At 59.8% G+C, this 11,716-nt stretch carries 7 protein-coding genes; 4 read left to right on the plus strand and 3 right to left on the minus strand.

Annotated features, from left to right (window positions below):
* The first annotated feature begins 510 nt into the window (after nt 1-510).
* Nucleotides 511-1,296, plus strand: coding sequence for a sigma-70 family RNA polymerase sigma factor (locus AC6H1L_RS03560; RefSeq protein ID WP_497600176.1), 786 nt, complete (start codon nt 511-513; stop codon nt 1,294-1,296).
* On the opposite strand, the gene AC6H1L_RS03565 is transcribed toward AC6H1L_RS03560, so the two are convergent.
* The 3 genes from AC6H1L_RS03565 to AC6H1L_RS03575 form a co-directional block, all read right to left on the minus strand.
* Nucleotides 1,277-1,552: a MarR family transcriptional regulator gene (locus AC6H1L_RS03565; protein WP_497600177.1), complete on the minus strand. Its 276-nt coding sequence runs from the start codon at nt 1,550-1,552 to the stop codon at nt 1,277-1,279. The two genes, AC6H1L_RS03560 and AC6H1L_RS03565, sit on opposite strands and share 20 nt — an antisense overlap.
* A gap of 259 nt (nt 1,553-1,811) precedes the next feature.
* Entirely contained in the window at nt 1,812-4,748 is a 2,937-nt protein-coding gene (locus tag AC6H1L_RS03570) for a sensor histidine kinase (protein ID WP_497600178.1), read from the minus strand.
* A 37-nt stretch (nt 4,749-4,785) separates the two neighbouring features.
* Nucleotides 4,786-5,832, minus strand: a complete 1,047-nt coding sequence (locus AC6H1L_RS03575; RefSeq protein WP_497600179.1) for a polyprenyl synthetase family protein — start codon at nt 5,830-5,832, stop codon at nt 4,786-4,788.
* An 813-nt stretch (nt 5,833-6,645) separates the two neighbouring features.
* Here AC6H1L_RS03575 and AC6H1L_RS03580 point away from each other — a divergent pair.
* The 3 genes from AC6H1L_RS03580 to AC6H1L_RS03590 all read left to right on the plus strand — a co-directional run bounded on the left by AC6H1L_RS03580 (nt 6,646) and on the right by AC6H1L_RS03590 (nt 11,695).
* Nucleotides 6,646-7,731 (plus strand): queuosine 5'-phosphate N-glycosylase/hydrolase, encoded by a 1,086-nt coding sequence (locus AC6H1L_RS03580; protein WP_497600180.1) that lies wholly within the window; start codon nt 6,646-6,648, stop codon nt 7,729-7,731.
* Nucleotides 7,732-7,774: 43 nt separating this feature from the next.
* The gene (locus AC6H1L_RS03585) at nt 7,775-9,373 is read left to right on the plus strand and encodes a UDP-N-acetylmuramoyl-L-alanyl-D-glutamate--2,6-diaminopimelate ligase (protein ID WP_497600181.1); all 1,599 of its coding nucleotides are present in this window, start codon (nt 7,775-7,777) and stop codon (nt 9,371-9,373) included.
* A 225-nt stretch (nt 9,374-9,598) separates the two neighbouring features.
* Nucleotides 9,599-11,695, plus strand: a complete 2,097-nt coding sequence (locus AC6H1L_RS03590; protein WP_497600182.1) for an MraY family glycosyltransferase — start codon at nt 9,599-9,601, stop codon at nt 11,693-11,695.
* The last annotated feature ends 21 nt before the right edge of the window (nt 11,696-11,716 follow it).

Raw genomic sequence — 11,716 nt, forward strand, 5'->3', positions numbered from 1 at the left:
TGTCGTTTGAAGCTACAATCTGGCTTCTCTAGCAATGCTCCGCCAGATGATGGAACAGGAAAGAAAGGAGAGGGATCAAGTCCGAGCGAGGATAGAGCAGGGCAAGGGAGAGCAAAGGCCAGCCAGGAGAGGAACGCCACAGGCAGACCATCCTGGCGTCTCGCTCTACCAGAAAGGACTGGTTTGAGCAGTGATCTATCAGCTATACTAAAAGCAGCCTATTGTCTAGTGAGGTACCGTATGCTGCGGTTCCGTGCAGGGGAATATACCCGACAGGCAGGTTTTATTTGGAATACGAGGCCTCGCAGAGCCGACGCCGCATTCAACGCAGCTACTGGTTATACACTACACCTCTGCACGGAGCAGCCCCCAGGGGGACAGCGCCAACGGTGGTCGGCCTTGCCGCAGCGGGCTGATCTTGTCGCTCCTGTCCCTGGTGCACACTCCATCGCAGCCGCGAGACAACGCAACTGTGGTCGTCCGGTTGAGAGAGGATAGAGGGAGATTTGCATGTCCGAACAGCCTATCACTTCTGTCAATACTCCAGCGAATACCGGAAGCGATGCAGCCGGGCAGAGGCCAGCGCTCCCCCGAGAGGACTTCACGGCAGGTGTCCTGGCCCAGCTTGACAGCCTCTATCGCACGGCACTACGGATGACCAATAATCCCCAAGAGGCCGAAGATCTGGTACAGGAGACCATGCTCAAAGCCTTTCGCTTCGCCCATACCTACCATCCTGGCACCAACCTCCGAGCCTGGCTGTTTCGCATTCTGAACACGACGGCAATCAATCATTACCGCCGCCAGTCAACCCACCCGGCGACCGCCTCGCTGCCCGAGGGAGAAGAGTTTTATCTGTACAATCGCATCAAAGATCTGGGTGGCAATGAAGTCACCGCCGGCGCCGAGGAAGAGGTACTTCAGCGCTACCTTGATGAAGATGTTTACAATGCCCTCATGGAACTGCCACCGAACTTTCGCATGCCAGTGATTCTGGCCGATATCGAGGGCCTTTCCTACAAGGAGATCGCCGAAGCGCTGCAGATCCCTATTGGCACGGTAATGAGCCGCATCTCACGAGCCCGGCGCCAGTTGCAGAAATCTCTCTGGCGCTATGCTCAGGAGCGCGGCTATCTCAGGGCGGCAAGCCCGACCAGGGCCTCTGAGGCCGCAGAGAATCCGGAGCATCCGCCGAGCCCGGCTCTACCCACCCCAGGCGAACCGGCGGAGGCTGCCGTGCCGGAGTCGGCTCCAGCATCAGCCCCAGCAGATCAGGCTACGGATGAGAGTCCGTAGCCTCCGCTTGCAATAAGGCCCGCGCCGCACGCGTGACCGTGATATCTGCACAGCGCCGATCGAGGACATTATGAGTCCGTGTGATCAACCCCTTGCGTTCTAACCGAGTCAAGACTTTGGTGGCTGCCGCTGAACTGACTCCCAGCAGAGCGGCTACCTCGCTCACTGACCAGTGATCGCGCTGAGCCAGATAGGTCAGGACCTCTAGCTGACGCGGTGTGATCGTGTCAGAAGCTGCTCGGCGTAATGGGTTCATGAGGATAGCGCTCCTTCTCGCTCCTAGCCAGCTAGCTAGCTAGAAAGAAGTAAGATTCTACACGAGAGTCCCTGACGATTGGGAAGCTTCCCACAGGCTCTTTTCTCATAAGAGACGCTGCGGCGGAGCTATTCAGGTACTGCCTCCCGTGAGCAGGTTGCCCCTTCTTCTCTCCTGAGCACCCGACCATTGTCACCTGGTGCCCTGTTTCTTGCTTTGCTTGCTCCCGTTGCCTCCGTAGGCCATCGATGGAGCCGGCTCAGCGGGCCAGCTCACGGCGCACACTGTGCGGCGTCTCACACCGGGGCAGCGAGGTCGGGACGTGCTGCAAGGTGAAAGAAAAGGTGCTCCCTTCACCCGGCACGCCGCTGCTCTCCACCCAAATCTTTCCACCCATCGCCTTCACAAGCTGCTCGCTGATGTACAGCCCCAGTCCCGCCCCCCGCACCGGACTATTCATATCGCGATCAAGACGAACAAAGCGCTCGAAGAGATGCTTTTGGGCCTCGCGTGGGACGCCAAGGCCGTAGTCGCGTACCGAGATAGTCACCCAGCGCTCTTCGACTCGACAAAAGATATCAACATCTGTACCTGGCGGAGAGTACTTGAGGGCATTGCTGAGAAGATTTAGTAAGATCTGACGCAGGCGCAGCTCATCAGCCAGCACATAGATGCCCGCGGGCACATGAATGCGCAAGGTATGCCGCTCGCGCTTGCTCAGGGCATCCAAAATATCCACCACATGCTCAACAGACTTGCGCAGCTCGACGGTCTCCAGTTTCAGACGCTCAGCATCCATATGGACACGGCTCGCATCCATAATGTTGCTCACTAACAGGACCAGCTCATCGCAGCCCCGGTGCGCTCGCGCGATAAAATCATCTCGCACCTCTGGAGAAAGATGCATATGATATTCTTTTAGCAACTCAATATAACCGAGGACAGCAGTCAAAGGGGTGCGCAATTCATGAGAGGCGGTCATGATGAACTGATCCTTCAGGCGATCGAGTTCCTTCTGCTGCTCATAAGCGGCCCGCAACTCCAAGGTAATTTTGGCGTTCTCCAACATCGTGGCGCACTGAGAAGAGAACATTTCCAGCATATGTTTCTCCTCGCAGGAGAAGACATGAGCGCGTGCGTAGGTTAGCACCAGGACACCGAGATAGCGATGAGCGCGTTTCAGAGGGAGCCAGGCGAAAGGGAAAGGAGGTGTTTGAGGCAAGCAGGGAGGAATATGAGAGGAGAGGGCATGGTCGCGGGCCGGTCCTGGAGCCAGCTCATACCCTTCATAGAACCAGGGCCGCCAGTCCGCCTCTTGGAGCGAGCTAAGCTGCTGAGCGGCAGAGAGCGGCGGGCCGCCAGGCAGGTAGGCCACGCGGCGCAGACAGGCCTCCTGCTCGTCATACAGCCAGACCTCAGCCCCGGCAGAGCCGGCGCGCGCGGCCACCTCCGCATAATTGACCGCCACATCCTCGATCGTCTCGATGGCGCTCATGGGCAGAGCATTGACACTGTAGAGCGCATGAAGCATAGCAGCATGGCGACTGGCGCGAGCCGAGAGGCGAGCTGTCTCCAGCAGCGGCGTAAAGCGCGCCAGCATCAGCTCAATGGCTTCGAAATCGGGGCCGGCATAGGGCTGATGATCACCGCGCTCTCCCAATACCAGCACGGCGATCAGGCGTCCCTGGGCCCGCACTGGGACCAACAACGGGTCCAGCTCTTGACGAGTGACAGCGACCTGCAGGTAGCGAGCCAGGCCAGCGGGACTGCTCCCCAAGGAGTGCTGCAGCTCGCTAAGGTGCAGCGGAGAACGAGCCGGCATTAAGCGCTCAATGAGCGACGGCGTCAGAGTCAGCCAGCCCTCCTCACTGAGAGCCTCCTCCGGCTCCATCGGCAGCAGCCAGCGGAGCAGGCGCAGACGAACCTCATCGGCAGGCTCGGCGTAGGAAAGTGGAGGGCAAAGGCGATAGTAGCCACTCTCATCGTCGAGGACAAACAGACAGACCTCGCGCGTCTCGAATACATTCATAGCCGCCGCGCTCAACAACTGTGCCACCTCATCGAGCGTGGCCCCTTCGCTCTCTAAGGGGTGAGGGGCCTCCAGGACACGCCGATAATGGTACATCTCGCTAAAGAAGAGGCGCTCTGTCAGGATACCGGCCAGCCACCATGTGAGCGGCGCCAGGACGGCCATCAGAGCAACCGTCAACAGCGTCCGTGCCGGCAGATCCGGCAGGGGAAGGATCAGGCAGAGAGCCGCCACGATGTAGGCCAGCATGACCAGGCAGACCAGGCCTACGATCCAGGCCACCACGCGACGAATATAGCGATCCAAGACCAGGATCTGATAGCGCAAGATCGAATACCCCAGCAGCGGCGGTAAAAGAGCCAGCGGGAGGGTGCTGAAGCGCGGATCAACGCGCAGCGGGATATGCAACCACCAGGGGAGGACATTCAAGAGCAAGAAGGGAGCAAAGGCCAGAATGACCGCGCCCATAAAGAGACGGCGCTGCTGCTGCTCGCGCAGCGTGGCTGTGCGCCGATAGAGATGAGCAATCGAGGTCAGAATGCCGGTCAGGGTCAGGAGATAGTAGGTGTAGTCAACGAAGTTGAGCCAGGCCAGGCGGGGACTGGTTCCCCAATCATAGAAGGCTAAATGACAGGTGACCAGTAAACTTAACAGTACAACTAGCCCAAGATAGGCCGGCGCCAGTAATGACAGCACAAGCAAACGTAGCAGATGGCCGAACGAGCAACAGGCGCGGGTGGAAGCAGCAACCAGGGGCGGAGGAGCCAGCATATTCTGAGGGAAGAGCAGGAGCAGCGTGGTGAAGAGGAGGAGCGAAAGCGCGCTGCTGACGCCACCGATGACCGAGAGGAGCATATCGCCAACCGCGGCACCGGTCTGGACCAGAAAGGTCATCATCATACAGGCACAGAAGCAGAGCAAGAGCAGAGCTACGCCGCGGCGGTAAGCATAGAGCCAGACCAAAGCACCAACGGCCAGAAAGAGCAGGGCCGCCAGAGCCGACACGCCAAACTGGAGAAAAGCGTAAGGCAGATAGGTCAGATGAGAGGCACTGCGCGGGAAAAAGACCCAGGCGTCGCCTCCCAGGAGCACAACATAGGCCAGGGCCAGCACCAGGATCGCCGCCAGACGCCCGACTCTCGGAAACGAGCGTGTTGTCCTCGACATATACTCCCTCTTGCTTGAATACCTGAGATCCTCTCAATCATAACCCCAATATTTGATGCAGCTCAGGCGGAAGAGGCTGGCAGGCCTCAATAGCCTGGAGACAGAGGCGAGCCCGCTCGCGATAGAGCAGGGAGATACTCCAGGCGGCGGTGATAGCCTCAGCCAGGTTGGTGGAGAGCGCGGCCTGCATGGCGGTACCCTGTTGCAGGGCGAGGAGTGCATCTGGAGCACAGCCGCTGGCGGCAGCGAGCACCAGCGGAAGCGTTTTTTTCCCACGGCGCAGATCTGACTTTGGCCTGGAGAGCGTTGGAGGGCGGGTCAGTACGGCATGGAGATCATGACAGTCGTTATCAAGCTGGCCCGCAATCCCCAACAGCTCCCCCAGGCGGGAGAACTGTTCGCAGAGGGAGGGAGGAACACCAGCAGCGAGAGCGCCGAGACGGCAAGCCAGTCGCATGAGAGAGCCAGCCTTAGCCGCTGCCAGGGCTAGGCACTCTTCACGGCACCAGGCCGTGAGTGGTAGCGCCTCAGCAAGTAGGTCCTGCTGCTGACCAGCCAGACAGGCGAGAGTGGCCGTCTGAAGCTCAGCCAGGAGGACAGGCGGCTCCGCCGCGGGTGGTCTGGCGCTGGCAGCGACTGCTAGAATCGCCTGCTGAGCCAGTGTCAGCAGGGCTGCAGCCACGTTGATGGCGCGAGCCTCACCGATGGTCTGTAGCAATGGCGTCTGATCATCGTCGACCAGATCGTCAAAGATATCGATGGCACAGACCAGGCATTCGATCGCTAAGGCCGCCCCGGCGGCGTAGTCCGGCTCCCCTTCGGGGCAGAGCGCGCCGGCAATCAGAAAGGTGAGCAAGGGCCACCTCCCGGCCCGCGGTTCGCCCGGACCCTGAACCGGATCACCGCCACTCAGCTCCGCTGTCCGCCAGGTGAGTAGCTTGCTCTCCTGACGGAGGGCTAAAGCCACATCCTCTTGTAGCGGAGCAGGAACCTCCAGCAGCAAGCGCTCCAAACGCCCGCTGAGAAAGGCCAACGCCTCACGTAAGACCTCTTCCCTGGCCGTAGTCCGCCTGTCTTCACTCATATTTCCTGACTCACCTCGCTCCCTCGCGACTCTATCTTCCTCTATATCGTTGCCTCGTCTCCCGCTCGTTGATCAGGGATGCCACCACCACATAGGCGGCCCTAGTGAAGTCCCTAGCGCAAGATGCGGGATCAGCTTCTCAAGCACATTCAACACTAGAGGCTCAATGTGCTCAGAAGAGGCTACACTCTTTAGGTCATTCAAACATGCTTGCCGAAAGTCTTCGTCGTTATAGAGACGATGGACGAGGTAACACAACTGCTGTTCTTCCACAGTACTCTCCTTCCCTCTCTTCAGTTTAGAGAGACTTCCCATGAGAGCATGCCTTTGCATGCTCTGCGTGAGAGCATACCACATATCTAAATGAAATGCAAGAGCATATAATATGTATATTTAGATGTATCTATGAATAATTGGAAGAGGGAAGAAGGCGGACGCAAAGCGGCAGCATAAGGTCCCAGCGCAATTGACGAACGGGGGCCTTGCCGCTAGAATCGGGAAGAGACCGCACATCACACACTCAGGCTTGAGCGGGGCGGCGGGGTGCTGCATCCCGATGCGACCCTGGGCAGAGCGGTTGTCTCTTCCATTCGCTCGCCGTCCGCCGGCGAGGCAGCCAGGCCAGGCGCAGGCCGAGCCTACCTGCTTGCGATCGCCTTCCTACACCAGGCGCTGGCCAGCCCGCTCTGAGCAAGCGCCTGCCAGTGAAATCGCCCAGGAGAAAGCAGGAACCAATTCGTACGCAATTATCACGTCATTGAGGCGTATCCTCAATGGGCCAGTGTTGGAAAGCGCAGGACCACAGGCAGACTGATGAAGCATATGGACCGTTGGAATCAAAACCTGGACCAGGAGGAACAGCTCCCTTCCGTTGGAGAGGACCCGCTAGGGGTTCTTAGCAGCACCCGTCGTGTGGTTGAGGAGGGTGAGTATGTCTGGATTAATCGCGAGCAGCTTCAGGCCTTCAGCGAGCGTTGGCCTGAGCTGCTGGGGCAGGTGGCTGGCCCCGGGGCCGCTCCGACCTCGGCCCTATCAACCGCCTCTGTGCTGCCAGCCGGCTATGAACGCTATCATTTCTTTGATGGCAGCGAGCGCAGCGTTAACTGGATTCTCTTGCTCGATGCCCTCAATTTCTGTTTCTGGCCGGAGAAAGGACAGCCGCGCTGGAGCATCACCTACCGGGGGGAGCAGCTAAGCGGCTACTGGGCGGAGGCTGCTGCTCTGACGCGGGCGGTGGAAGAGGGCCGACCCGTTTGGGATGCTGCCTATCTGCGCGATATGAGTCGGGAAGAGCTGGCTCTGATCTTCCGGAGCGAAGATGGGGTCGAGATCCCCCTTTTCGAGGAGCGCCTGTCGCACGTTCATGAAGTCGGGCGCGTGCTTGTGGAGCGCTTCAATGGGCAGTTCTCGCAGGCCGTTGCCCAGGCGGCGGGTAGCGCGGTGCGCCTGGTACAGTTGCTGGTTGAGGCCTTCCCTTCTTTTCGCGACGTGGCCCATTATCGCCAACGCGAGGTACGCTTTCTGAAGCGGGCGCAGATCTGCGTCGCCGATCTGCATGCCCTCTTCCGCGGTCAGCGGTGGGGCGCCTTTTCCGATCTTGAGCAGTTAACAATCTTTGCAGATTACAAGCTGCCCCAGGTGCTTCGTCATTTCGGGGTGCTGGAATATGATCCCTCTCTGGCGGAACGGATCGACCGGCAGGAGCCGCTTCCCGCCGGCAGCGAGGAAGAGATCGAGATCCGTGCAACGACGGTCTGGGCCTGCGAGCTGCTGCGCCAGGCACTGGCCACCCGCGGTCTCTTCCTGAAAGCCATTGAGATCGACCAGCAGCTCTGGCTGCTCAGTCAGCGCTTACCCGATATGCGACCGTATCACCGCACTCGTACCATCTATTACTAGAAGAGCCTTCAATCAAAAGAGAGCATGTGGAACCCAGGCCCATATGGAGCCTGTTTATCCCTGGAGTAAGATGATTCTGAAAACGCTATTGGCTGCTTTGCCATCCCCGCCACGGGCGATCTACCCCGCTGGCGCTCTCAGTGAGATGGCCGCCGTGGAGCAGCTCACTGTCACTCAGCTAGCCTACGATTCGCGCCGTGTCGAACCGGGTACGCTCTTTATCGCCGTGCCCGGGACGCATACCGATGGCCGTCGCTTTTTGGCCGAGGCCGCCGCTCGCGGCGCCGTGGCCGCCCTCGGTGAGTCGCTGGAGGGATTCGCTGTCTCTCCTCTTCCTTTGCCCTATATCGAGGTCGCTGATGTGCGCAGCGCTCTTGCTGACCTGGCCGCCGCTTTCTATGGCTATCCGGCTCGCCAGCTCTGGACAATCGGGGTCACTGGCACAGATGGTAAGACGACAACCTGTAATCTCATCTGTACAATCCTGGAAGCCGCTGGCGTCGCCACCGGCCTGATGACGACGGCCAATTTTAAAGTGAAGGGGGAAGAGTGGGAGAATACGACGCGCCAGAGTACACTAGAGGCTCTGGAAATCCAGGCGTTCCTCCGCCGCATGCTCGACGCCGGCGTGACTCATGCGGTGATTGAGGCAACCTCTCATGGCCTGGAGCTGGCGCGCGTGCGCGGCTGTGAGTTCGACGTGGGTGTGGTCACGAATATTACGTCGGAGCATCTCGATTTTCACGGGACCGTTGAAAACTATCGCCGCGCCAAGGCCCGTCTCTTTGAGATGCTGGACCCCGAGCGCCGGAAGGCGCTGGCCACCCGCGCGGCGGCGGTCTTGAACCGCGACGATAGCAGCTTTGCTTTTTTGCTGCCGTTCTGCCGCGCGCCAGTGTTGGATTACGGGATTGATTGCCCTGCGGCTTTCCAGGCTACGGAGCTGGTTTTGGGGGCCGATGGTACGCGCTTCTCGGTTCGCTTTCCGCACGAGGCTCAGCCTGTGCCGATGACGACCCGCCTCGTGGGTCGCTTTAATGTGAGTAACTGCCTGGCCGCTATCGCCACTACCTACCATCTGGGCTTGAGTCCTTCAGAGATCGCTCAGGGACTGGCTCAGGCGCGCAGCGTTAGCGGGCGCATGGAGCATGTAGTCGCCGGTCAGCCGTTCTCGGTGATTGTGGATTACGCCCATACTCCTGATAGTCTACAGAAGGTGCTGGCAACTCTGCGCCCTCTAACCCCAGGCCGCTTGCTGGTGGTCTTCGGGTCCGCCGGCGAACGTGATGTGCAAAAACGCCCGGCAATGGGCGCGGTGGCTGCCCAGATGGCGGATTTCTTCGTTATTACTGATGAAGATCCACGGGAAGAAGATCGCCTGAAAATCCTGCAGGAGATTGCTGCGGGTGCGAAAGCTGCAGGAAAGCTTGAGGGTCGCGATTTCCTGTGCATTGCGGATCGTCGTACCGCGATTGCCACGGCCCTGGCCGCCGCGCGCCCCGGCGATACAGTCTTGCTGGCCGGCAAGGGCCACGAGCAGAGTATTATCGTCGGTCGCGAGAAGCTCCCCTGGAATGAGCGACAGGTGGCACTCGAAGAGCTGCGACGGCTCGGTTATGCCGGCAATCCCTCAAGTTCCTAGCTGCTGCTCGCACCTTTGAGCTACGGAGTACGTTTGTGCTGGTTATCAATGCGATAGCTTTTCTGATAACGTGTGTTTTTTGCTTTCTGTTTCTCTTGCCAAGATGGACAGCTCCTATTACTGCAGAAAAATCATGCGGGTGGAGAGAGATCAGCAGGCGCTCGCTTGAGCCAGGGCTAGCCAGCACGGTTCCGGGCCTCTTTTCGCCCCGGGGGAGTAAAACGTATGCCATTACCTGCCATTCCTGATGCCTATCTGGTGCCGGTCATCTTGATTCTGACATTCGTGGTCTCGGCACTGCTCAGCTTGATTTTCTGCGGTATTGCCCGCTTGCTCTTTCCGAAATTCCGCAGTGGCGAGCATAAACCTGGCCATCATCGCGCCGATCTGCGCTCGGACCTGCCCGCCAGCGGGCGTGAGATTAAGACGATTGAGCTGCCTTTAGTAGGTGGCCCATCGTTTACGCTGGCGATGATGATCACCGGTCTGGTCGCCGGCTATCTGCTGTTCCATACCCGCGAGCAGTGGACGCTGCTGCTGATCGGCCTGGGAGCTACCTTCGGCTTTATGCTGATCGGCCTGGTCGATGACTGGCACAAGGTCTATAGCAATGAGGGGCTGTCGGAGCGCGCAAAGTTCAGTAGCTTATTTATCCTGTCGGTGGCCGCCGGAGCCTGCTATTTCTTCTTGACGCCGAAAGGGCCTGAGTCCTACAGCCCCTATATCGGGCTGCCTATTATTGGCCACCTGATCTGTCCAAACGCCAGTCCCGAGATGAGCGCTTGCCCTCTGCATCCGGGCGAGCTGGCTTACTATGCCTGGCTGGTGTTCCTGGTGCTGATGACAGGCGTGACTGGCAGCGTGACGTCGCTGGCTGTGGACTTTAGCGATGGGTTGGATGGGCTGGCGGGCGGCCTGGTCTTTAGCGCGGCCTTGGCTTTCGGCATCGTGACCACCGGCATTATCGACCGCCCAGAGGGCCAGGTGGTCGAGGTGCTCTCTCTGCTCTGCGCTGGTAGCACGCTCGGCTATCTCCCCTGGAACTGGCCTTCGGCCTGGGCCGCGCGCGGACGGCGCAGCAGCGCTAAACGGCTGGCGCAAATCTATATGGGTGATAGCGGGGCCCTGGCTTTGGGCGGCTTGCTGGCGATGATCGCTATTTTTGATCGCCAGGAGACGCTGCTTTTCCTGGTGGGCGCTGCCTTTGTGCTGGAAGGCCTCTCGGCCCTTTCTGCGCGGGTGATTACGCGCTTTTATCGCCGGCAGCTCCAAATGTTGCGCTTCGCCAGTACACGTGAGTTTATTCCTCACACCGAGTTTCCCCGGCCCTTCCTGGCAACACCGCTGCATCACCATTTCGATTTGCTGGGCTGGGATCGGCGCCGCCTGGTCTACGGGGCCTGGGCCTTGGGCGCCTGCTTTGCGGTGCTCGGGGTCATGGTGGGTCTGGCTCCTGAGACCTGGCAGCGCTATTTAGGTCGTATCCTGGTGTTGCTTCTGGCCTGGATCGTCTGGTCTAGCGGCTCCTGGACACGGCGCTATTTTGTAGGGAAGCATCCCCCAGAGCGTTCGCGGCGTCGACGCCTGGCTCTCTACTATGGTTTTCCTTATCGCATTATGGGAATCCCTCTTTACCATCTGGTAGAGGTGATTGAGGCCAGCGAGGATGTGATTGAGACCCCGGCTGAAGAGTTGGCGCTCTGGCAGCGGATGACTATCTTTGACGCCCGAGCTATGCTCGGTCTCTATTGCTACCGTGCCGGTTACTATCCAGCAGCGCTGGCGCAATGGACCAGAATTCCTGCCGGCAATCGCGCTTTGCGCCCCGCTATCGCACGCTTGCTTGAGGAGCTGGATAGCCGCCTGGCACTGGAGAAGCAGGAGACGCAACCGATTAAGCGCGAGGATCTGCTGAGGCAGCAGCAGCCACCGCTGATTACAGGGAATCTCGGCCCGGCGGATGTGCCGAATCCCCATGAGCCGGTGAGTGGCACGGCGACCGAGGCTGTCCAGGAGTCCTGGCCGCGTCCGTCGAGCCGGTCCGTCGAAGAGGCGGTGGAGCGGCAGCCTGCTCCGGGAAGTGAGCGCCTTCCTCCGGAGTCGCTCTCGCGTGAAAATCGTTTGGAAGCCTCGCATAACGGACACAGCGCGCTGGGCGCCCGCCGCCTGGCTGCGACGACAGGTGTGGAAGGGCGAGAGCCTGTCTCGATGGGCCACGGCGCAACTGGCGAGCAGGCTCGCTCACACTCTCCGCTGAGCTGGCTGCAACGCTTGCTCCACCGCGGCACGCGCTCTAGCCGTCCTTCGCAGCAACACCTCTAGCCAGCCTCTGACAGCCTGGCC

The organism is Thermogemmatispora argillosa, assembly GCF_059696725.1.

Excerpts from the sequence above, each read along its gene's own strand:
- AC6H1L_RS03560 (WP_497600176.1), top strand. The coding sequence starts at position 511 with ATGTCCGAACAGCCTATCACTTCTGTCAATACTCCAGCGAATACCGGA.
- AC6H1L_RS03565 (WP_497600177.1), bottom strand. The coding sequence starts at position 1,552 with ATGAACCCATTACGCCGAGCAGCTTCTGACACGATCACACCGCGTCAG.
- AC6H1L_RS03570 (WP_497600178.1), bottom strand. The coding sequence starts at position 4,748 with ATGTCGAGGACAACACGCTCGTTTCCGAGAGTCGGGCGTCTGGCGGCG.
- AC6H1L_RS03575 (WP_497600179.1), bottom strand. The coding sequence starts at position 5,832 with ATGAGTGAAGACAGGCGGACTACGGCCAGGGAAGAGGTCTTACGTGAG.
- AC6H1L_RS03580 (WP_497600180.1), top strand. The coding sequence starts at position 6,646 with ATGAAGCATATGGACCGTTGGAATCAAAACCTGGACCAGGAGGAACAG.
- AC6H1L_RS03585 (WP_497600181.1), top strand. The coding sequence starts at position 7,775 with ATGGAGCCTGTTTATCCCTGGAGTAAGATGATTCTGAAAACGCTATTG.
- AC6H1L_RS03590 (WP_497600182.1), top strand. The coding sequence starts at position 9,599 with ATGCCATTACCTGCCATTCCTGATGCCTATCTGGTGCCGGTCATCTTG.